20 protein-coding genes and 2 pseudogenes are annotated in these 22,105 nt (G+C 58.1%); 6 read left to right on the top strand and 16 right to left on the bottom strand.

Translation table 11 applies throughout. The annotated features are described in order from the left end of the window. Positions 1–62: 62 nt before the first annotated feature. A complete protein-coding gene (locus IAG25_RS36205) occupies positions 63–2,045 on the bottom strand; it encodes an acyl CoA:acetate/3-ketoacid CoA transferase (protein ID WP_187609150.1) in 1,983 nt (660 codons plus the stop codon). A 777-nt stretch (positions 2,046–2,822) separates the two neighbouring features. Here IAG25_RS36205 and IAG25_RS36200 point away from each other — a divergent pair. Next, positions 2,823–3,863, top strand: a complete 1,041-nt coding sequence (locus IAG25_RS36200) for an alpha/beta fold hydrolase (protein ID WP_187609149.1) — start codon at positions 2,823–2,825, stop codon at positions 3,861–3,863. A gap of 559 nt (positions 3,864–4,422) precedes the next feature. Here IAG25_RS36200 and IAG25_RS36195 read toward each other — a convergent pair. The 4 genes from IAG25_RS36195 to IAG25_RS36180 all read right to left on the bottom strand — a co-directional run bounded on the left by IAG25_RS36195 (position 4,423) and on the right by IAG25_RS36180 (position 6,470). After that, a complete protein-coding gene (locus IAG25_RS36195) occupies positions 4,423–4,746 on the bottom strand; it encodes a type II toxin-antitoxin system RelE/ParE family toxin (RefSeq protein ID WP_375336566.1) in 324 nt (107 codons plus the stop codon). Continuing rightward, on the bottom strand, positions 4,743–5,012 hold the full coding sequence (locus IAG25_RS36190; RefSeq protein ID WP_187609147.1) for a CopG family ribbon-helix-helix protein: 270 nt from the start codon (positions 5,010–5,012) through the stop codon (positions 4,743–4,745). Before IAG25_RS36190 ends, IAG25_RS36195 begins: the two co-directional genes overlap by 4 nt. Before the next feature lie 301 nt (positions 5,013–5,313). Continuing rightward, the gene (locus tag IAG25_RS36185) at positions 5,314–5,928 is read right to left on the bottom strand and encodes a hypothetical protein (protein ID WP_187609146.1); all 615 of its coding nucleotides are present in this window, start codon (positions 5,926–5,928) and stop codon (positions 5,314–5,316) included. A gap of 62 nt (positions 5,929–5,990) precedes the next feature. Beyond that, entirely contained in the window at positions 5,991–6,470 is a 480-nt protein-coding gene (locus IAG25_RS36180; RefSeq protein WP_187609145.1) for a glycine zipper domain-containing protein, read from the bottom strand. A gap of 539 nt (positions 6,471–7,009) precedes the next feature. Here IAG25_RS36180 and IAG25_RS36175 point away from each other — a divergent pair. Further along, on the top strand, positions 7,010–7,399 hold the full coding sequence (locus tag IAG25_RS36175; protein WP_187609144.1) for a tautomerase family protein: 390 nt from the start codon (positions 7,010–7,012) through the stop codon (positions 7,397–7,399). A 112-nt stretch (positions 7,400–7,511) separates the two neighbouring features. Here IAG25_RS36175 and IAG25_RS36170 read toward each other — a convergent pair whose 3' ends face one another. From IAG25_RS36170 to IAG25_RS36155, 4 genes are all read right to left on the bottom strand, one after another. Continuing rightward, positions 7,512–9,137 (bottom strand): MFS transporter, encoded by a 1,626-nt coding sequence (locus IAG25_RS36170; protein WP_187609143.1) that lies wholly within the window; start codon positions 9,135–9,137, stop codon positions 7,512–7,514. A 78-nt stretch (positions 9,138–9,215) separates the two neighbouring features. Further along, the gene (locus tag IAG25_RS36165; RefSeq protein WP_187609142.1) at positions 9,216–9,662 is read right to left on the bottom strand and encodes a tautomerase family protein; all 447 of its coding nucleotides are present in this window, start codon (positions 9,660–9,662) and stop codon (positions 9,216–9,218) included. 235 nt (positions 9,663–9,897) lie between these two features. Next, positions 9,898–10,332 (bottom strand): MarR family winged helix-turn-helix transcriptional regulator, encoded by a 435-nt coding sequence (locus IAG25_RS36160; RefSeq protein WP_187609141.1) that lies wholly within the window; start codon positions 10,330–10,332, stop codon positions 9,898–9,900. 524 nt (positions 10,333–10,856) lie between these two features. Next, positions 10,857–12,368: a CoA-acylating methylmalonate-semialdehyde dehydrogenase gene (locus IAG25_RS36155; protein WP_187609140.1), complete on the bottom strand. Its 1,512-nt coding sequence runs from the start codon at positions 12,366–12,368 to the stop codon at positions 10,857–10,859. A gap of 137 nt (positions 12,369–12,505) precedes the next feature. Between IAG25_RS36155 and IAG25_RS36150 the strand changes: the two are divergent. Continuing rightward, positions 12,506–13,417: pseudogene (locus IAG25_RS36150) on the top strand (LysR family transcriptional regulator). Between the two features lie 355 nt (positions 13,418–13,772). Here IAG25_RS36150 and IAG25_RS36145 read toward each other — a convergent pair. The 4 genes from IAG25_RS36145 to parS form a co-directional block, all read right to left on the bottom strand. Beyond that, positions 13,773–14,255, bottom strand: coding sequence for an RES family NAD+ phosphorylase (locus IAG25_RS36145; RefSeq protein ID WP_187609139.1), 483 nt, complete (start codon positions 14,253–14,255; stop codon positions 13,773–13,775). After that, entirely contained in the window at positions 14,252–14,728 is a 477-nt protein-coding gene (locus IAG25_RS36140; protein ID WP_187609138.1) for an antitoxin Xre/MbcA/ParS toxin-binding domain-containing protein, read from the bottom strand. The genes IAG25_RS36145 and IAG25_RS36140 overlap by 4 nt, the downstream gene beginning before the upstream one ends. A 329-nt stretch (positions 14,729–15,057) precedes the next feature. After that, positions 15,058–15,537, bottom strand: coding sequence for an RES family NAD+ phosphorylase (locus IAG25_RS36135; protein WP_255504211.1), 480 nt, complete (start codon positions 15,535–15,537; stop codon positions 15,058–15,060). Beyond that, positions 15,534–15,974: a type II RES/Xre toxin-antitoxin system antitoxin gene (gene parS, locus IAG25_RS36130; protein WP_187609137.1), complete on the bottom strand. Its 441-nt coding sequence runs from the start codon at positions 15,972–15,974 to the stop codon at positions 15,534–15,536. The genes IAG25_RS36135 and parS overlap by 4 nt, the downstream gene beginning before the upstream one ends. Before the next feature lie 161 nt (positions 15,975–16,135). Between parS and IAG25_RS36125 the strand changes: the two genes are divergently transcribed. The 3 genes from IAG25_RS36125 to dctA all read left to right on the top strand — a co-directional run bounded on the left by IAG25_RS36125 (position 16,136) and on the right by dctA (position 19,420). Beyond that, positions 16,136–16,411 carry a CsbD family protein gene (locus IAG25_RS36125; RefSeq protein ID WP_187609136.1) on the top strand — a complete coding sequence of 92 codons (276 nt, stop codon included), beginning with the start codon at positions 16,136–16,138 and terminating at the stop codon, positions 16,409–16,411. A 781-nt stretch (positions 16,412–17,192) separates the two neighbouring features. Further along, positions 17,193–18,122: a LysR family transcriptional regulator gene (locus IAG25_RS36120; RefSeq protein ID WP_187609135.1), complete on the top strand. Its 930-nt coding sequence runs from the start codon at positions 17,193–17,195 to the stop codon at positions 18,120–18,122. Next, the gene (gene dctA / locus IAG25_RS36115; protein WP_187609134.1) at positions 18,119–19,420 is read left to right on the top strand and encodes a C4-dicarboxylate transporter DctA; all 1,302 of its coding nucleotides are present in this window, start codon (positions 18,119–18,121) and stop codon (positions 19,418–19,420) included. The genes IAG25_RS36120 and dctA overlap by 4 nt, the downstream gene beginning before the upstream one ends. A 15-nt stretch (positions 19,421–19,435) precedes the next feature. Here the strand turns inward: dctA and IAG25_RS36110 are convergent, their stop codons facing one another. From IAG25_RS36110 to IAG25_RS36100, 3 genes and pseudogenes are all read right to left on the bottom strand, one after another. Then, positions 19,436–20,218: a substrate-binding domain-containing protein gene (locus tag IAG25_RS36110; protein WP_187609133.1), complete on the bottom strand. Its 783-nt coding sequence runs from the start codon at positions 20,216–20,218 to the stop codon at positions 19,436–19,438. Positions 20,219–20,238: 20 nt separating this feature from the next. Beyond that, positions 20,239–21,537: an MFS transporter gene (locus IAG25_RS36105; protein ID WP_187609132.1), complete on the bottom strand. Its 1,299-nt coding sequence runs from the start codon at positions 21,535–21,537 to the stop codon at positions 20,239–20,241. A gap of 152 nt (positions 21,538–21,689) precedes the next feature. Continuing rightward, positions 21,690–21,986 (bottom strand): annotated as a pseudogene (locus IAG25_RS36100) (CoA-binding protein); the annotation flags it as partial. Positions 21,987–22,105: the final 119 nt, after the last annotated feature.

Genomic DNA, 22,105 nt, shown 5'->3' with positions numbered 1-22,105 from the left:
GCAGTCTCCTTGCGACTTCGAACTGCGGGGTATGGGGATGGGAGCGGCTGCGCGGAAGCGGCTCATTCATGCATGTATCGTGCGGCGTCGTCGATCTGCTCTCGAGCGACATCCCCGCGCTGGCTGACAACAAACGCGCTCGCTTCCGCCTGCGTCCTGAAAATCCGCGATGCGTCGCCCCGCCCACTGAATGCCGCGCCCAGCTTCATGCGCATGAACGCACTGGCCGTGAACCGCGTGGCCGAGCAGTAATAGCGGGACTGCAATCGCCTCGCCATCGCGAAGTACGCCTCGGCGATCGGGCCGTCGAGCCGGCAGCCGTCGTAGTTGACGATCAGCGACACCTTGCGGCCGATGTATTCACAGAGCGCTTGCATCACGCGGCGTACGCTTTCGATGTCGTCCGTCGAGCGAATGCCGATGCCTTCGAAGTTCGCAAACAGGGTGTTTCGTTCGGCGTCGTAGCTGAGGCGGTCGCGTAATTGACGTTCGAACAGGATCGACGATAGGTTCAGTATTGGCGGCAAGAAGATGTCCGCGTCCATCAAGCGCACGTCACGCATGATCGGCATGAAGTCCATATGCGCGAGCACGTCGCGCTCCAGATCGATGCCCGGTGCAATTTCTGTCAGCTCGAGACCTTCAGGCACGCGCCGAAAGACACACCGCTCGGTCACATAGAGCACGGACTGCCCGCGTTCGGCAGCAAGCGTTCCGTTGAACGTAATCTGCTCGACGGATTCGACGAATTTTCTCGTCGTGCCTTCCGTGATGATCGCAAGACGTCCGTCCTCGACCTGTATTTCGAGACCACCCGCCGTGAAGGTTCCCGCGAATACGACGCAACTGGCATTCTGACTGATGTTGATGAATCCGCCGGCGCCCGCCAGTCGCGGCCCGAAACGGCTGACGTTTACGTTGCCGCAACGATCGACTTCGGCCATGCCGAGGCACGCGAGATCGAGGCCGCCTCCATCGTAGAAGTCGAACTGCTGGTTCTGATGCAGGAGCGCATCGACATTGATCGCCGCGCCGAAATCCAGTCCGCCCTGGGGCATGCCACCGATGACGCCCGGCTCCGCTGTCAAGGTCAGGTGACTCAGCAGGCGCTCCTCCGCCGCAACAGCGGCAACGACTTCCGGAACGCCGATGCCCAGGTTGATCACGCCGCCCATTGGCAACTCGAACGCGCATCGGCGTGCGATCACTTTTCGCTCGTCAAGGGGTGGACTCTTCATGGCCCCCACCGCGACTTTTGTCTGAGCCGAGAACGCGGGGTTGTACACCGTGCCGTAGGTCTGAGGCTGAGCGCCGGAACGTGCGAGCACGACACGGTCGACCAGAATGCCTGGAACCACCACCGCTCGCGGATCGAGCGTCCCACTCGCAACGATCTCTTCAACCTGCGCGATCACCAGGCCGTTCGAGTTGTGCGCAGCCATCGCTGCCGCCTGCGCATCGAGCACGAGAGCTTCGCGTTCCATCGTAATGTTGCCCTCGGGGTCGGCCGTCGTCCCCCGAATCAGCGCAACATGGAGCGGAAACACTTTATAGAGCAGCCACATCTTGCCGTCGATGTCGATCGTGCTGACCAGCTCTTCGGTTGTGGACGCATTGATCTTTCCGCCGCCGTAGCGCGGATCGACGAAAGTGCCCAGGCCGACCTGAGTCAGCGTGCCTGCCCGGTGAGCAGCGATGTCCCGGTAGAGATGCGACATGATGCCGAGAGGCAGGTTGTAGGCCTCGATCAGATCGTCTGTGGCCATCCGGGCGAGCTTCGGGACCAGCGACCAATGTCCGCCGATCGCCCGCTTGATCAACCCCGGCAACGCAATCCGGTTGATTCCCTGATCCTTGCCATCACCCGGCGCGGCGGCGAACACCAAGGTCAGATCGCGGGGCGTGCCCGCTCTGGCAAAACGGCGTTCCAGCGCGATGATGAGTTCGTCCGGTGTGCCGATACCGACGAAGCCGGAGCAACAAACGGCATCGCCGTCGCGAATCAATCCGATCGCTTCGTCAGCGGTCACAATCTTGTCTTTCATGGCGAGGATCTCGAGTGATGACGCCCGCGCAGGCAGAACGCGGTTGACCAAGTGAGCGTGGAGAACTCATCTGGCTGAGTGAAGGGTTGGGCGTCGATGACGGGCACCGGCCTAAGTCGCAATGAAAGACACGCCTAATTCGGCGAAGAAGCCTTGTCCGTAGCAGGCGAAGACGGCTTTGCGGATTACCCGCGCCCGTTTGAGCGAAGGAGGGAATTGCGTAAAATGACTATTGTTGCGTTGCACCATTAACGCCATCATACGGCAGTCTCGCCTGCCGTCAAGTAGCCTTTTTTTATTAGTTTGTACTCCTCGTTAAAATTTCATTTGTTGTCTCTCTCTCGAATAGTACTAGTCGCGGCGCCCGACCGTTCAGGCCAGCGTTTCTCGTAACTTCGACCGCACAGCGAGTTTTTGTCGGAATAGCATGGCACGGCGAGGGTGCTTTTCACCGCATTTCCTCGGTCTTCGAGTGAACGGCGGTCGATTTACCCCTGGCGTTGCCTGACACGTAGTTTTGTCTCTACAGCCTGGGGTGGCTAGGTACGCCCATTGCGTCGACAGCTTGATGAATATGCTAGGACAGCTCGTAAAAGCCGGCGAGCTGCTCCTTAATCCGAAGCCACGCCACACCGTTCCATCTAAGTCCACGAGCGTCGGCCAACAACAAGCCGCTTTATTCTTCGATTAGCCGAAAGACTGATCGAACAGATCACTTCACCCTTTCTGACACGTCTGCTCCATCGACGTCCCCTTCTGATTTTGATCGAGCCACTCATGCCCAGTATTCTCCGCAAACCTAAAGCTGTGTCACCCACAACAGGCGTCCTCGCCCTAGTCGCCACAGCGGCAGCAGCTGCTGCTTGCTGGAACCGCCACAAGGCGAAGCAAGTTGAGCGCTCCAATCCACCGCTCGGGCGATTCATCGACGTCAATGGCGTTCGTCTGCATTACACCGACACGGGTACTGGCCCATGCGTGGTGCTCCTGCACGGCAATACCGTATTGCTTCAGGATTTCGAAGCGAGCGGCGTGACCGCCATGCTGGCAGAAGGTCATCGCGTGATCTCGTTCGATCGTCCGGGCTTCGGTTATAGCGATCGTCCGCGCAAACGTCTTTGGACGGCGCAAGCCCAGGCAGCCTTGTTACAGGGTGCGCTTCAACTGCTGGGCGTCGATAAGCCAGTCATCGTCGGGCATTCATGGGGGACGCTGGTTGCGCTTTCTCTAGCAGTCGATTTTCCCGACCAGGTGCGCGGACTGGTGCTCATTTCCGGATACTATTTTCCTTCGGCGCGTTTGGATGTAGCCATGATCGCGCCAGTGGCCGTGCCCGTGCTCGGCGATGTTCTCAGATACACGGTTTCACCCTTCACAGGCCGCCTGCTGATAAAGCGAACCGTAGAGGCGATGTTCGCGCCCGCGTCCATGCCCGATGAATTCTTCGAGGCTATGCCTGCCGAGATGCTGCTGCGCCCCAGCCAGACTCGTGCGACTTCTGAGGACGCGGCGTTTATGATTTCCGCCGCGGCGCGCCTGCGCGCTCACTATCCATCGATCGAGATGCCTGTGCGGATCTTCGCTGGCGCGGGCGACAAGATCGTCGATCCGGAATCGCACTCAGCGCGCTTGCATGGCGTCTTGCCAAACAGCACGCTCGATGTCGAAGTGGATGCCGGACATATGGTGCATTACAAGATCGCTGGTCTGGTCTGCGCCTCGGTCGCCGACATTGAAGCGCACACGCCTCGTTCTCCTGGCGCAGGTGAAACCGGCGGTTCGGATGCCAACTATCCGGACGCCATGTCCGTATCGTGACTGGCGCGGCGGGTCGAGGAGTTCGTGAGCCGGAATGGTAGGTTTTAGTCCAAACGCGCGTGCCTGGTGGCCAGCTCAATGACCGTCTTGCGAGGCATGAAGAATTCGGTGAGTATGAAGCCGTCGCGCTTGCCGCTTTTCACGTCGGCCCTGCTCACGAGACAATCCTACCTGGAGATTCTGGGGTGCCGTCATTGCCAAGTTGAGCCTTTCCCCGCCCGCCTGTCTGCTGTTCGAGGCGCTCGGAACGGTAATCGGCGAGTCTGTTTTGTCACGACTCACTCAGCCAATTGGGCAAAGTTGCATGGCTCTTTTCTTGGCCCTAGCCGAGCAACGACCTTGTCGCGGTGAACGGACTTACATGTAGCTATCCTATGTATTTGACACCAATCTATTTCCGGGCCGTTTACGTATAGCTATGTCCTATGCAAATTCTGGCATTGCCATTTGCTGCTTATTGGGAGATTTGCGCGCTTCGCGAATATTGACCATTGATCGGCTGCTCGTCTAGGGCTGCGGGCGAAGGGGGTTCTCGTGTGGACGCGATGCTGCCCAGTCGTTATCGGTCTTGGCGAGTGTCCCACACGCGCAAAATGGCGATCGTGGTCGGTTCTTCAGCGTAAGCGGGTAGGACTTCGTAATGTAACTCGTACCGACCTGTGAGGCAGACCCAGCGGTGCACTTCTCGCGCCGGTGGCCCGTCATAACCGTCAAGCTCTTCCCCGAGACGATGGAAATGATCTTGTCCTAGGCGCTCCGCTTCGTCGAACAGCGTGTTGACGACCCGACGCGCCGTCGCGCCATCATTGAATTTCTTCACGTGTTCAGCGATCAGCGCCAAGTCGGACATCGCTTTGCTCGTTGGAAGTACTTTAACGGTCACGCTTTGGGCACCGGCTGTTCTTCGTCCGTTCCGAGGCTGTTGACCCAAGCGCGCGCTTGTTCCATTGAGATCATTCGTCCGGCACTTACGTCGTCTAAACCTTCCTGAATCAAGCGACGTTTCTCCGCTTCGCGCGCAAGAAACTGAACTAATGCTTTCTTGACGATCCATTGACGAGGCCGCTCGAGCAACTCAGACAGGGCATCCACTTCCTGAGCCAGCTCAATCGGCACCTGCGCCGTCAGTGTGCGAGTCTCGGTGACCATGATGTGGCCTCAATTATTATTCGCAATAGAATTTATTGTAAAACAATAATTTGCGGATTGCACGTGGTCCGCGTCGTCAGGTCCAGTAGGGCGTTGCGCTAGATCCAACCAAACTTGACATAAATTTTGTCAACTTTTCGCAGGACGCTTCGTATCGAAGTTTTTCGGCGCCGACGGAACGCTTCGACATCGGCAGCACGTCCGTTGCGTCGAACTACCACGTAGTAGACTTATTCAGACATCTATGACACGTCACCACACTCGGTTGCCGTCGGCCCGCACTGAACCGCACGCAATCAACCTACAGACGCTCAGGGTGCGCTGCGACGACGTGGCCGTAGGACGTTTGTCGTTTTGCGCGAGAAATCCGGCCGAGACTAATCTGCATCTGGCCACCGCGATGAGGGTCTTCGATCGCTGAACTCCAACATACATGGGCACTCCTGCGGCCGTGCCTACCCCCGCGTCGATGAACGGCTACGGGAAATATCTTCTGAAGATTTTCAAGTTGCGACTGCGTGATCGCGCGCAGCGGTGCGAAGTAGTTGTTGTGGTCCTCAAACGTGGTTAAGCCCTTCGTCGTCTTCCACGCGGCGCGGCTCTCGCGGCCGCCGAATCCCCAGGTGAAACCGCCGAAGATCCCAACGATCTGCGTCACCACAAGAATCACTGCGAGCGTGATGAACGCGGCGGCGCCTTCGCTGCGCGTCGACGACGACTCTTCCGCGCGCGCCCGGTCATCGGCAGCCTTCTGGCTAGACATGAGTTCCGCAGGGACTGCATCGGCCGTGGCGAACGGATTGCCGGCATCGGCGCTCTGGCTCATGCCCATTGCTTCACGCGTCTGCTCGGCGTTGAGATTGCTCCAGCGCATCCAAGTCGACGCCACAGCGATGATCGAGCGACTGGTCATCATCGAGCTTGACCTTGCGGCTTGAGAAGCGCTCCTGGGTCTTGTCTTGCTTCCACTGCTTGCGGCTACGGACGACGAGCGTCCGATTTGTTCGGTCTTGCCCGTAGGGCGGATGGACCGATTCGGAACGCACGCTCTGCGGCGACTACAACAAGTTCATCTCGTATCTTGTCTGCCGCCCGGACTTCAAGCGGCGCGGCCGTGTAGATGAGGTCATGCTTAGCTGCAATCTTGGAAAGCGCACAGCGCCGGCTGTCGACGGCGTGGCCGACCAGTCCGCCGGCGATACCGCCCGCCGTCGCCGCGATTGCCGCTGCCGCCACTTTATTGTTGGGAGCGATGACTGCGCCGAGAATCGCGCCAAGGCCAACGCCTACAGCAATACCGGTGTTCCGGCTGCTGTTCGCACAGGGATCGGGATTGGCGAATGTGCTTTCAAAGATATTGGGTCGCTTTGTCCCGAAGCGCCCTCTCTGTTGTTGCTTTGAAGGCCGCCAGTGTTGGCGCACCCCGTCACGGCAAAAATAGTAATCGTGGCAAGCCATAACGGCCTTGCCCTGCCAAATGCGATTGACATTCGCCCCTCAGTTCGATTTGCCGCATAGCGACATTAGGCTCTCAGAAAATAGCTTCGAAGTTTTCGGCTCAATATCATCAGTTATGCCAAAACGTACGGAGCGGCGTATTGCTCGAAAGCAACACCTGACTCAGCCCATTCAGCACCGTCCTAACCCTGCTCAATACATCGCTAACTCAAATTTCGACGTCGTTGACGTAACCGCCCCCCTCGCGCCTAGACAAATCAATACGGTGATAACGGTGGCGCGTGGCGACAGCGTTATCCTCAATGACCTAGATGCAAAGAAATCGAACATGTCGTACTGCGCAGTAGGGAATCCGTATCCCGGAGACATTTCGTTCGCGGGATCGCTCTCACAACACTCAATGGCGTCCGCACAATCATTGTTCATTTTCTTGAACAATGATTTATCGCACGCGCTATTTAATTAGTGAATCGATAGAAATACACTGGATTCACCGGTCAGCAGATTCATCGACCTCACATTTCTATCAGGAGAAAACCATGCCTCTCGTCAAATTCGACATTCTTGAAGGTCGTAGTACTTCTCAAATAACATCGATGCTCGACGCAGCCCACCGCGCCGTTGTCGACTCGTTTCAGGTGCCTGAAGGTGACCGTTATCAAGTCGTCTACGAACATCGTGCATCGCACCTGATCATCGAAGACACAGGCCTTGGTATCACCCGTACGAACAACATGATCATGATGACTGTGATCAGCCGGCCTCGACTCCAGGCAGCAAAGCAGAATTTCTACAGGATGCTCACCCGTCTGCTCCAGGAATACTGCGGCATCGAACCGAGCGATGTTGTTGTGTCGTTCGTTACCAATTCCGATGAAGACTGGAGCTTTGGTCATGGAGTCGCACAGTTTCTAACTGGCGAACTTTGAACATCGGCTATCTGCGCACACCACTCTGGTGTGCGCGGTAGCCTATATACGGTAACCAATCGAACGCTGCGTCCTTCATTGAGCGCAGAGCACTATTCACCGATGTGACGATTTAGTCATCGATGGTGCGCAAGCGGGTTTCCGGCAGGAAGAAAAATCCTATCACCAGAGAGATGGCTGCGATCACAACCGGATACCACACGCCGGCATAGATATTTCCAGTTGCGGCCACCAGTGCGAACGCAGTCGTCGGCAGAAAGCCTCCAAACCAGCCGTTTCCGATGTGATACGGCAGCGACATCGCCGTATAGCGGATACGCGTAGGGAACAGTTCGACCAGTGTCGCAGCGATTGGACCATAAACCATTGCAACAGTTAGAACCAGCCCAACGAGAAGCAACAGCACCATCGGATAATTGATGAGTTTCGGGTCAGACGAAGTCGGATAGCCGGCAGACTTGATAACAAAACCAAGCTCGGTTTCAAACTCTTTGATTTTCTGGGCGCCTAGAGTCTTGTCCAGTTTCGGAGTATCTACGCTTTCAATGCGCTCGTCGCCAACTTTTATATAGGCAACCGAACCAGCTGGAGCGACTTGATTCGAATAGTTCACCCCCGATTTTGCTAGGAATGACTTTGCGATATCGCACGAGTTTGTAAAGCTCGACGTTCCGACTGGATTGAACTGAAACGAACAGGTGCTAGGATCCGCGACAACCGTCACCGGCGACTTCTCCTGCGCGGCATACAGCGTCGGATTTCCAAACATGGTCAGTCCATGAAAGATCGGGAAGTACAGTACGATCGCCAAGAGAAACCCGCTGAGGATGACAGGCTTGCGGCCGACTCGATCTGAAAGCGCACCAAACAACACGATCATAGGAGTACCAATTAATAGGGCCGCAGCGATCAGGAGATTCGCAGTCACTGGATTAACCTTCAGCGTCTGCGTCAAGAAAAAGAGCGCATAGAACTGGCCTGCATACCAGATCACCGCCTGACCCGCAACCACGCCGAACAAGGCAATCAGAACGAGGCGCACGTTTTTCCACTCACCGAACGCCTCTTTGATCGGCGCTTTCGAAGTCGCATTCTCCGCCTTCATTCTAAGGAAGACCGGCGATTCGCTGAGAGTGAGTCGAATCCACACCGAAATCGACACGAGGACTATCGAGAATACAAACGGGATGCGCCATGCCCAGTCGGCGAAGGCCGACTCACCTGCAATCAAACGGGTCCCAAGGATAACCAGCAACGAAAGAAAAAACCCAAGCGTTGCTGTGGTCTGAATCCACGCTGTGTAAGCACCTCGCTTCTTCGCCGGCGCATGTTCGGCCACGTAGGTCGCTGCTCCGCCATATTCCCCGCCGAGTGCGAGCCCCTGAACTAGCCGCAGCGCGATGAGCATTACCGGGGCCGTGATACCGATACTCGCGTACGAAGGCAAAACGCCGACCAGGAACGTCGAAGCACCCATCAGCAGAATGGTCACAAGGAACGTGTACTTGCGGCCAACAAGATCACCAAGACGCCCAAACACAAGCGCACCAAAGGGACGTACTGCAAACCCCGCCGCAAATGCGAGCAACGCGAAGATGAACGCCGCCGTTTCGTTCACTCCAGAGAAAAACTGCTTTCCGACCACAGTTGCAAGCGAACCATAAAGGTAAAAGTCATACCACTCAAAGACAGTACCAAGCGACGAAGCAAATATGATCTTGCGTTGGTCGGAAGTCATCCGATGTGACTCTTGCAGAGGAAGGGCTGAGGAATTCAAGGGCGTCTCCTACGAGAATTTTTGGGTCGTTTGGGTGCGTTATTGGTCTGCGCTTAACTTCAGCATGTAATCGCGAACCTCGGGAGGCAGCGACTCAAGCCACTCGGCTTCCTTGCCAGGTTGCGGCAGAACCTCCCCGTACTCCACCATGTTCGTTGGCGGCAACTCGGAAATATAGGTCCACAAAAACCGTTTCTCGATTGACGTTGCGACGTGGATCGACTCCGTGATATCCGCAAGCAAGCGCCGCTTTTGCTCTTCCGTGCGACCGGCACGGATGTGGCCATGAACGAATACTTGCGGCGTGTCGATTTGAACTCCACCCATAAAATGCGAGCCGCTTGGAATTTCAGTAAAAGTGACTTGGGCAAAAAAACTTTGCGCGCCTGTTGCTTGGCTGTGGGCACGGGTAATTTCCTTCGCAACCTTTCTCTTGTGATCAGGCGTTAGGAGGTTTTGTGTTGCTGATACGATGTAAGTAGGCATTTTTCAAATCTCCGATAAGGACGTTTAACCGAATGTGATCCTTCCGACGCTGTTACCTCGTCGGAATGAGTCAGATGTTGTAGCTACAACTATTAGTCTGGATTTTCCCGCCTGCATCGGCCGAAACGCACCGCAAAGTACATGTAGCTACATGTTATATGGCGCACTATGCAAGTCAATACGCGAAAAACCGTTCCTCGAGTTGCTTTGGTTAGGGATATTCCCTGAGGCTTCCCTACTTGATTGCGACGCGTTGTAACGTCTCCAGCGCGTCGAGAAGTTGCTTATTTGCGGGGCCGTTGAGGAAGCCTTGGACGCCGTCTTCCACGCGACGCTGAGCGACACTCCAGTACGGTTCCGCGCTTCGCAGCTTCTTCACCCCTTCTTTGCTCAACCGAGCCAATCGAAATCGGGCGTCTTGTTCGGGATCAACGCTGACGCTAACCCAGCCAGCGCTAATCAGAATTTTCAGGTTCCGGGAGATCGTCGTTTGGTCCAAGGCCGCCTCCTCGGCAATTTCGCCGTAGGTCGCCGTTCCGAGACGCTCGAGCGCCCGCAAAAGCGAGAACTGAGTGATTTTCAATCCAACCGGACGAAGGGCCGCATCGTAGATGCTCGTCAACCTGTTGGCCGAACGCCGAAATTGAGTACAGTAGCAGTCAGTGAACATGAAGTCGGTCCTAGCCAGGCACCTCGATGGTTTGGCGGATCGCACCGATTCGCCAAAAAACGAATGCATATACATGCATCTTCCGCGTAAGTTGACATCCCACTGGCCAAAAGTCAAGTCGCGATCGCCGATTACCAAATCGCCTGCTTCCCACCCGCCAGTTATTCGTGTCTTCGGCCCGCGTTGTAATCTTGGCAAACGGTGCCCTTACGCTATTCAGAAACTGCATAAAACACCACTTGAAATGCCTTGAGGCCCCTTCCTGGGAGTCACCCGAACGCGGTAACCGAATTCGCCCCAATACGCATAGGTCCGGAGTGATTGCAGCCAAGTCTCCATCTTTGTGTTGAAGGAATGGGAATTTGCGTAAAAAAGACTTCGGTGTTCTGATAATTTGAGCTGTCCATTTGTGCGCTGTGTCGCGCTAAAGGGCGAGAGAATGCGGAGATGCCCGACTCACACAGCGCATCTTCCATTCGCAAGCAGCGCCGCGTGAGAACTGGTGACAAAGGAGCGCGCTGATCTTACTTCGCTGTCGGCATCGCGAATTCTGCGCCCTTCTCGATGCTTTCTGACCAACGCTGCATGATGGATTTCTGCTTTGTGTAGAAGCGTACGCCCTCCTCACCATATGCATGCGTATCACCAAAGAGGCTTCGCTTCCACCCCCCGAAGCCGTGCCATGCCATTGGCACGGGAATCGGTACATTGATACCAACCATACCCACCTGAATTCGGCGTCCAAACTCGCGGGCGACGTGGCCATCGCTCGTGAAACAGGCAACGCCGTTTCCGAACTCGTGTGCGTTGATCAGTTCAACCGCCTCCGAGAAATCCCGGACCCGAACGCACGCCAGCACCGGTCCGAAAATCTCTTCTTTATAGATGCGCATGTCGGGCGTGACGTTGTCGAACAGCGTGCCACCCGTGAAGAAGCCGTCTTCGTGACCGGAGACCTTCAGGCCGCGGCCATCGACGACGAGTGTAGCGCCTTCCTTTACGCCTTCCGCGATGTAACCCTCGATACGTTCGAGAGCCTGTCGCGTAACGATCGGGCCCATCTCGGCATCCGGCTCCATGCCATTTTTGATGATCAAGGTACGCGTGCGTTCTTCGAGGAGTGGCATTACCTTTTCTGCGGCATCACCCACGAAGAGTGCGACCGAAATTGCCATGCAACGCTCGCCGGCCGAGCCGTATGCCGCACCGATCAGGGCGTCAACCGTCTTTTCGATGTCTGCATCGGGCATTACCACCAAGTGATTCTTGGCTCCGCCGAGCGCCTGGACGCGCTTGCCGTGCTTGGCACCTGTCTCATAGATGTAGTTGGCGATCGGGGTCGACCCGACAAAGCTGACCGCTCTTACATCAGGGTGGACGAGGAGTGCGTCGACAACGGCTTTATCGCCCTGCACGACATTGAAAACGCCGTCGGGCAGCCCGGCCTTCTTGAGCAGGTCCGCCATGAAGAGCGCCGCCGACGGATCGCGCTCGCTCGGCTTAAGGATAAACGTGTTGCCGGCCGCGATAGCGACCGGATACATCCAGCACGGGACCATACACGGGAAATTGAAAGGTGTGATGCCTGCTACCACGCCCAGAGCCTGGCGCACCGTCCAATTATCAATGCCCGTTGAGACCTGTTCCGTATAGTCTCCCTTTAATAGCTGCGGAATCCCACAAGCGAACTCGATGACATCGATGCCGCGCGACACTTCGCCCTGCGCATCGGAAAAAACTTTGCCATGTTCTGCGGTGATGATGGCTGCAAGTTCATCGCGGTGCTTGTTCATCAACTCCAGGAACCGAAGCATGACGCGGGCACGCTTGATCGGAGGCGTGTCGCTCCATGCGGGGAAGGCTTTCTGCGCACTGGCGACTGCAGCTTCCACCTCTGCCGCTTCGCCCAGAAGAAGTCTCCGAGCATGGGCGCCTGTGGCGGGGTTAAATATCTGCTGGGTTCGCGAGCCCGTGCCTGCGACGCGCGCGCCGTTAATGAAATGGCCGACGTCGTTGGTGTCTTCAAACGCTTGCATTGCAGTGTCTCCAGAGGCCTAAGTGTGAAGTCAGTGTAGGAGTGGTTCATGTGCAGCGAAAGGAGGTACTATTGAAATTAATGTTTTGAGGAATGAACAATCACCGTATGGCTGCACAAAACATCGAGGATCTCTAGATCCATCTGCATTGGCTGACCATGCTTGCCGAGCAGGGAACATACACAGCGGCGGCTAACCGACTTGGCGTTAGTAAAGCGGCAATGAGCCACCGCATCGCCGAACTTGAGCGAGCGGCATGAATATCATTAGTGCAGCGAACGACACGTAGCGTACGCCTGACAGAGGCTGGACAGCAGCTCGTGGACAGTACGAGGAGCCAGTATGCTCAGATCGCGTCAAGCTTCGCCATGGTGAGGGAGCTATCTGGCGTGCCACGCGGACTTGTACGAGTAACCGCGCCAGTCGCATTTGCACGTCAGCAACTCGTACCGAAGCTTCCCGACTTCCTTGCAGCCAATCCCGAAGTTCGTGTTCAGCTTGAGGTGTCCGATAGAGTCGCGTCGCTTTCGGCAGAGGGATTTGATCTCGCCATCCGTCACAGTTCTGAGGCGCCGGAAACGCATGTTGCCTGGAAAATGTGCTCGACATATTCCGTGCTCGTCGCCTCGCGTGCGTACTTACGCAAGCGCGGTACACCGCATTCCCCGGAAGATCTTGCACACCATGACTGTCTGTTCTATCCGCGTACAACTGGGCAGCCAGCTTGGTCATTTGAGCGCAAAGGGGCGCGAAAGGGACCTGATTCTGGCGTGACGCTATCGGTGAATGGGTGATTCTCAGACAATAATAGCGAGACGCTCCGAGACGCGGCACTTGAAGGACTCGGGATAGCGCTGGTTCCCGATTTCACTACGCAGGCAGCGGTGCAGGCTGGCAAGCTCGCCGTCGTGCTGCCTGAGTGGCGAGTGACGGGAGCATTCGCTCAGCAACTCTACATCGTGCGCCCGTACTCCTCGCACGTTCCTCGCGCTGTAACGCTGTTCGTTAACCATCTTCGAGAGCGGTTTGCAGACGGATTCGTTCTATGATTTGTAATTGGAGAAGCACGGTTGCGCACTCGGCGCATCGGATGGCGATGCTCAGAAGTCTCACGCTGTTGCCCAGGGACGATGAACCAGGCACCTTTCCCGCCGAAATCTCGGTTAGCCGAGGGCAGCACTGCCTTACACGAAAAATGCGATCCGCCCTTGGTAACTGGGAGGCTCGTTGCTCGAATTCTTACATGAAGACAATTATCGCATTTGATGTAGTGATCCTAAACGAGCACGAATGCGGTTAACTACGGCTTCTTTGACCACAATACGCAAGCAAGTGATGCCCATCAATTTCTATGGTAAACACCACTTTCTCAGGGGGCCGTCAGAAATCTGATATCGGGCTGGCTCATCGCGTCGCTTGACCAAATAGTCGCGGATCCAGCGTAAAAGGTTCTGCGCTTATGACCTTGACGCGTGCCATCTCAGGATGCATGGGGTTCAGGAGCAGATTGAAATCACTCGGGCAGACGACGGACGGAACGCGCATCGCCAATTGTTCACCGGCCTCAAGCCATTGCCGGCCGAGCGCTCTAGTTGCAGGGGGATCGCGTGTCAGATCTGCCCAGCCTTCCGGTAGAACAGGTATGAACGCGGCGTCATAGACGGCGTCTGGCACTTCCAGCGTCACGAGAAAATAGCCGCCAGCCGGCAACAACCCTGCCATGTGCACCAGCGCTTCAAGTAGTGCCGTTGACGCGTGGCAACAGGAGTAAAGGACACGCATTCCGCGCGGGTTCCATCGGCCGCCGGCGATCGCCGCACCGTTGCCGCTCAGATCATCAGCGCGGTAATAGCCACGCCGTTCTTTCGCGAGGCGGTAAAGCCTCATGCGGACACGCCGTGAATGACGCGCAGCAGAATCTCGCGCACGCGATCGTAGCCGGGTTGGGAGTCGAGGACCTCAAGCGGGCTGAGTCCCGCGAGTTCCGCATTCGATCGTTGCATCCATGCTGCAGCTAACGCCGGATCCTCAAACACCTCGACAGCGAGTTGACGCACGTACAGCACGCGCGCGACGCGGTCCGATTCGGCCGGCGACAAGCGCTCCTCGCGTGCCATTTTGCGCAGGATCGTTGAACTCGGCAGGTTGAGATTCGCGAGCAGCGTTTGCACCGGCACGTGCAACAAGTCCTTCGCAACGCGCTCAATGATCGCCGCTTCCATGCCTTCGCGGATCTGCCGACGCTGCTCGAGAGGGTCCAAAAGGATGAGAAACGTTTCAATATCGTCGGTCTGGGCGACGGATTCACCAGCGACAACCAATGAGTTCGCTGCATGCGGCGCTGCTGGACGCGTGGGCATATGGCGCCCCGGCGGTGGACTCGAGCGCATAATTTACGGCTCCCAAATGAGAATATTGTAATTCCCATTGTAGAGCTATCCCAAACGAGAATCAAGCTCCTCCCGTCTGGGATACAGGTCATGACGGTCGCTTGTTAGCTCGCCCTGCTGGGACCGGATGCCTCCAAAGAGCCACGTCTTCGCCGTCGGGCCATAATATTTTCTACCACGTGGCAGCCGCAGACGCAAATAAAAGGGTCGGTTCGCCGACGATACAATCTGGATGGCGACATCACCCCTCAAGCCCGTTTACCAAAATCAAAATGCCGGTTGCGCGGCAACGACAGTTGTCATACGTCGTTTCGAGCGGCGCGCCGCAACAACCGCGGGTCGGTTTCCCATTCATCGCGCGCCCCGAGCGCGATTTGGGGGAAGTTTGGATGCCTTGGGTTGAGCAGATAGTTAGTGTCGGCAGGGACGACCGCGCTCGGCACCGCAAGCACCGCGCTCGTTCGCTTCTGTGCCCACATAGCACCAATCTGTTGCAACTCGGTCCGTGCAATGGGCTCTCTCCAGTCGGGCGGCAAAATCGCAGCATCGACCCGCTCGATCAGGGTCTCAGGAATTCGCGCCGGGATCATCACATACCGAGCCCGCAGCGGTGAGTCCTGCACGAGCATCTCGAGGAGCGCAAGCGATTGTGTCTGTGCTGTATATACGAGCGCCCCCCCTTTCGGGTTCCACCGCCCACCATAGCGGCGCGCACCTTCGCCGGAAAAGGCGCTATCAGCATACCGCTCTGTCACTACCCGCCATGCCATCAAGGTCATGCAAAAACACCATGCTCGATGCGCCCGAGCGTATCCATCACGCTATCGGCACCAATGTCTGTATCGAGAAGACTGAGCGGAGTAGCATCGCCTAGCGCCGCTGCCGGCACCTTGAGCCACCCGATCGCCAGATCGAGATCTTCGAATACTTCCGCCGCGCGCGCCGCGACACGCGCGAGTCGTAGTAACTTGGCCGACTCCTCGCGGCTGAAAACGCCTTCGCGCTTGCGCCGCGCCAAGGTCCGCTCGGGAATATCGAGCGCCTGCGCCAGTTCTGACTGCGAAATCGCGATGGATTTGAGCATTGAGTCGAGCGCCTGGGAGGAGATGCCGTGACGGACGATATCCACCCATTCGAGGCCCGACCGAGGTGCGCGGCGCAAACCCGAGCGTCCGCCCAACAACGAATCCGCCGAAATTTTGCCGATGACGGTCATAGCACTTCCTGCCATTTGGGATCTACGTTACACCAAATTGGCAGCGTCGGCGCTGGCGCGCTTCGCCGGGCAGAACGAGTTGACCGAAGTCGCGTGCGATTCGTAGGTATGGCGGTTGCGTGGCATACCTCGCTGAGCTAACGACCTTTGGGAGACTGGAAATGGACACGACCGAGGCGAAAGGAATGTTGAAAGAGGCGACAGGCAAGGCACAGGAGGCCATTGGCAGCGGTGCCGGCGACGCGATGAACCAAATCAAAGGTAGGGTCGGGCAAGTAGCCGGGACCACCCAAGAGTTCGCGGGCCGCACGGTCGATATGGTTCGAGATCAGACGGGCGAAAATCCGCTCGCCGTGCTGGGCATCGTTGCGGTCTCGAGCTTTTTGCTAGGTTTGCTTATCGGCAGTGCAGGCGCGACGAAGAATTTATTTCGGTGAGGACCCGCGCTCACCCATTGATTGACTCAAAGAGGTCGCGCGGCGCTCGCCGCGCGCCTCAATACAGTTCGCATGCTCGCTGATTGAACGATCCCCACGCAGCCGAACGGCCTACGCGCCACGCAGTTTGTTTCATCAACCGATCGTGACCGGCTGCTTCGACTTCGAGCGCGGAGGGTCGTCTGTGGTAGCCGAACTCCGAAAAAGATGCGTTTTTTGCTCATCAACCGTCGCCGGCATATCCCACCCATATGAGCCGCAGCCGCAAAGGCTGCGAGCGCGTTGGACAGGCCGTCGTCTCACCGATTAGCTGTTGCTAGGGGAAAATCAAAGACCTCTCTTTCTTCTCCAACTTGCTTAACGATCTCTCGGAAGACCACTAGCACCTCAATCCGATTGCGTCCGCAGGATATGATTCGGATTCGAATGGTCATGTTACCTATGTCAACTTGTTGGCGCGTGGGCCGTCGCGCCGCCTGACCGTGTCGCCCGCGCTCTTCCTGGAAAGATCGTCGGCCGCCGCAAGTCAGCCTTGGATTCAATCTTCAAGGTATCGAACCATGCTCAAAGAGTGTTGGACGAGGTTCCGGTTCTTGGACAGGAGCGTAGACTGGCGCCGCGCTCGGTTTAGCCACAAGACAAGACAGTCTTTGCCGCCAGCGCTGACACAATACGCGGAAGTTCTTCAGGGATGGCAGGCTAAGTTCACCGAGCGTCGCTTGATGGGCACAGAATACCACTTCATGCAAAATACCCGCATCTGAAAAGCGGAGAACGGCTCGTGGGCGTCAACTTCGATCTGAACGATTTGCAGGCGTTTCGAGCCGTCGTGGAGTTGGGCAGCTTCCGCAAGGCAGCGGACGCGGTCAACATCTCGCAGCCGGCGCTGAGCCGGCGCATCGAGAAGCTCGAAGCAGCGCTCGGCGTGCGGCTCTTCGAGCGAACCACCCGCAGTGTCACGCTCACGACCGTAGGCCGCGTGTTCGCTCCAAGCGCGGAACAACTTCTCGACGACCTCGATGTCGCGTTGCTCGGCATCCGCGATGTCTCCACCAGCCGCCTGGGCCACGTGACCATCGCGTGCGTGCCGTCGGTTGCCTACTATTTCCTGCCGAGCGTCGTCGCTGCCTATCACGCCCGCTATCCGCGCATCCGGGTCAAGCTGCTCGACTCGAGCGCGAACGAAGTGCTCGGCTCGGTCATCAGCGGTGAAGCCGATTTCGGTGTGAGCTTCATGGGCAGCCAGGAGACCGAGGTCGAGTTCAAGGTTTTGCTGCAGGAACGGTTCGTCGCAGCGTGCCGCCGCGATCATCCGCTTGCCAAGAAAACGCGTGTGTCGTGGAGCGAGTTATACGAACACGAATACGTTTCCGTCGACAAGACATCCGGCAACCGCCTGCTGCTCGATCAGGCGTTGACGACCGCGGCGCCGACAATGCCGAGCGTCTGCGAGACGCGGCATGTCACCACCATGCTCGGCCTGATTGAAGCGGGACTCGGCGTGGCCGCCGTGCCTTCGATGGCGATGCCCATGCGCGATCATCCGATCCTGACCAGCGTGCCGCTCGTCGATCCGGTCGTGACGAGGCGAGTCGGCATCGTCCGGCGCAGGGGGCGTCCTCTCGCGCCGGCCGCGCAGCAGTTCTATCAGACGATCCTCGACGCGAAACGCAGCGGCATGGCCGGTGCGGCGAAGAAGACCCCGAAATGACACTGCCGAGGCCTTTCAATCTGCTCTACGTCCAGGTCCTGCTCGGCATGGCGCTCGGCATGACCGTCGGACACTTTTGGCCACAGGTCGGCACGTCGCTCAAGCCGCTCAGCGATGCGTTCGTCGCGCTGGTGCGCATGATGATCGCGCCTATCGTTTTCTGCACGATCATCACCGGCATTACCTCGCTTTCAAGCGGCTCGAAGATCGGCCGCACTATTTTGAAAGCGCTGGCGCTGTTCTACTTCCTCACCATCGTCGCGCTCGTCCTCGGGCTCGCGACCGCTTTCGCGATGCACCCGGGCGCGGGACTCCACATCGACGCACGTCATCTGGACACGGCCGTCCTCGCCCAGTATTCGATGCGCACGCAGTCGCACGGATTCGTCGAATTCGCGCTGCATGTGATTCCGGAGACGCTCGCCGGCGCGTTCGAGAAAGGCGAAGTGCTGCCGGTCCTGCTGCTCGCCCTGCTGTTCGGCTTCGCATTGAACGCCGGCCGAAGCGCCGGGCAGCGGGTACAGGATTTCATCGATGGTATCGCGCACGTGCTGTTCCGCATCCTCGCGCTGATCATGCGGCTTGCGCCCGCCGGCGCATTCGGCGCGATGGCGTTCACGGTAGGCCGTTTCGGCATTCGCTCGATTGGCTCGCTCGGCATGCTGATGGTGTCGTTCTATGCGGCGTGCCTGCTGTTCGTCGTCTGCGTGCTCGGTCCGCTCGCGCGCCTGCATGGCTTCTCGCTCTGGCGGCTGCTGCGCTACACTCGCGAGGAACTCATCATCGTGCTCGCGACGTCATCGACGGAACCTGTCTTACCGCGCCTCATCGTCAAACTCGAAGCGCTGGGCTGCGACAAAGGGATCGTCGGTCTCGTGCTGCCCGCCGGCTATTCGTTCAACCTCGACGGCACGGCAATCTACCTGACGCTCGCTTCGATGTTCATCGCTCAGGCGTGCGACGTACATCTCTCCGCCGGCCAGATCGCGACGATGCTCGCGGTCATGCTGCTCACGTCGAAGGGCGCGGCGGGCGTATCGGGCAGCGGACTCGTTGCCCTCGTCGCGACGCTCGCCGTCATTCCCGATCTGCCGCTGGCGGGCGTCGCGCTGCTGGTCGGCATCGATCGCTTCATGTCGGAGGCGCGCGCGCTGACCAGCGTGATCAGCAATGCCTGCGCGGTGATCTTCGTATCGATGTGGGAGCGCGCCTGCGATCGGGCGCGCCTGAAAGAAGCATTGAGCCTCGCGCACGAGCCCGAGGAAGCCTTCGATCAGCCCGCCGACCTGCCGGGCTGAATCATTGCGCTCGCCTCAATGCGCGGCGACGGAATCGAGCCCTGTCGATGTCACTTCCGGCTGCACGGCAGGCGACGCGAGATAGTCGAGCAGCGCCTTCGCTTCTTTCGGATGCTGTGCGCCGACCGGTATTCCCGCCGCGAAGCGCGTGACGGACTGCATCGATTCCGGAATCTTGCCGACGTACGCTGCGCCCTTCACCGGCAGCAGCTCGCTCACCTGCTGAAAGCCCACTTCGTAGTCGCCCGTTGCAACCACGGACGCCACCGGAATCTTCGGGATCATCTTCGCCTTGGTCTTCACCTGTTCCTCGATGCCGAGCCGCTTGAACAATTCGCGCTCGATATAGACGCCGCTCGCGCTATCCGAGTACGCGATCGACCGGGCATGCAGCAAGGTTTCCTTGAGCGCGGCTTCGGACCCGATGTCGGGCTTGGGCGCGCCGTCGCGCACCACCATGCCGATGCGAGAATCCGCGAGCTCGACGGGGGAATCGGGAATCACCTTGCCCTGCTTGATCAGGTCGTCGAGCGCGTAGCCGACCATGATCACCACGTCGGCAGGCTCGCCGCGCTGAAGACGGTTCGGAATGGCTTCCGGCGACTTGCCCATCGACGGGCCGAGCGCGGTATCGAGCGTATTGCCCGTCGATGCCGCGAACTTCGGGCCGAGCAGCTTGTACGCCGCGGTGAAGCCGCCCGAACTCATCACATGCAGATCGGCGGCCTGGACATTCGGCGCGACGGCCGCGCTGCCGACGAGCGCGGTGGTACACAATTTCAGAAGAATCGATTTCATGTTCGAACGGATGCGTTGTTTCAGGACGCCGCATGCAGCGGAACGGAACGGCGCCGATACAGTGCCAGTGTCGCACCGAGCCCGCACACCGCGGCGAAGCTCATCCAGTAGCCCGGCGCGGCCTTGTCGCCCGTCATATGAATGAGCGCCGTCGAGATAACCGGCGTGAATCCACCGAATACCGCCGTCGCAAGGCTGTAAGCCAGCGAAAATCCGGCGACACGCACTTCGACCGGCATCACTTCAGTGAGCGCGACGACCATCGCGCCGTTGTACATGCCGTACATGAACGAGAGCCACAACAGCACGAGCAGCATATTGATGAAGCTCGGCGCGTGCGCGAGGAGCGAAAGCGCCGGGTAGGCGGTCGCGATTGCGAGGATTGTCATTCCAAGAAGAAGCGGACGGCGTCCGATACGGTCTGACAGTGCTCCGCCAATCGGCAGCCAGATGAAGTTGGAGATGCCCACGCACAGCGTGACGAGCAGACTGTCGGCGGTGCTCAGATGCAGAACGGTCTTGCCGAAGGTCGGCGCATAGACCGTGATCAGGTAGAAGCTCGTGGTGGTCATTGCGACCAGCAGCACGCCGGCGATCACGACGGTCCAGTTCTGCACGAGCGTGGCAAAAACTTCTTTCATGCTCGGACGATGCTGACGCTGCTTGAATTCCCGCGTTTCCTCGAGATTGCGCCGAAGAATGAAGATAAAAGGCACGATCATGCAGCCGACGAAGAACGGCACACGCCATCCCCACGCGGCGATCGCCGCCGTGTCGAGCCATTGATTTAGCGCGAAGCCGAGTGCCGCGGCCACCACGATCGCCACTTGCTGGCTGGCGGATTGCCAGCTCGTGAAAAAGCCCTTGCGTCCGGGCGTCGCCATCTCGGCGAGATAGACCGATACGCCGCCCAGTTCCGCACCCGCCGAGAAGCCCTGCAGCAAGCGGCCGATCAGAACCAGCAACGGCGCGAAGAGTCCGATCGTCGCGTAGCCGGGAACGAACGCGATCAGGATGGTGCCGCTCGCCATGATCGACAGGGTGACGATCAGGCCCTTGCGCCGGCCAACATCATCGATATACGCGCCGAGGATGATCGCGCCCAGCGGCCGCATCAGGAAGCCGGCGCCGAACACCGCGAACGTCATCATCAGGGAAGCAAACTCGCTCGCCGCCGGGAAGAACACCGCGGCAATCTGCGTAGCATAGAAGCCAAACAGAAAGAAGTCGAACTGCTCCAGGAAGTTACCCGCCGTCACGCGTAGTACGGCGGATGCCTTCGATTGCCCGGGGGCCTGGGGGGTTGAGGAGGGATGCATCGACGTGTCTCCAGAAATTTTGAACTTGCGGTGTTCAGGCGATTTATTGTTTGTCGAATACTCGCCCGAACAGTGCGAAACGATAAGTGCTATTTTCGAAACGATTGATGCGTGCTGTTTATCAGTGTACGCATCGCTGCTGGTTTTTAAGATTAGGCAACGAAGCGGCACTGGGAAGCGGGCGTGCGCGTGTCCATATTGCGTCCGCGGTTCAGGTGATCGTCAATTTCCGCCGCGCAGCCGAGCATACGTGGATAGAGGAAGATCGTGAACGCGGCAGTTTCCAAATCGGACTCCGCCAGATCGCCGCGGCGCAACGGTTGCCACAGCATCTTCAGCAAGAGCGCCGCGATCACCGCATCGACATTCACGCAATACACGTTACGCGATACACCGGCATCGAACAGAGCCTGCACGAGCTCGCGATAGAACGCATGAAACGCGTTGTGCCGTTACCCCACTGATGTCGCGAAGTGCACTCTACTAATGTCGTTTTCGAAGATTCTTGGCCAGACTCGAAGCAAAAAGCAGGCTTCCCATGCGGTGAAGTGGAACGTGTTCACCCTTC

The sequence above is a fragment of the Caballeronia sp. EK genome (assembly GCF_014384845.1).
GTDB lineage: Bacteria > Pseudomonadota > Gammaproteobacteria > Burkholderiales > Burkholderiaceae > Caballeronia > Caballeronia jiangsuensis.
This window is presented reverse-complemented; position numbering and strand designations above follow the sequence as displayed.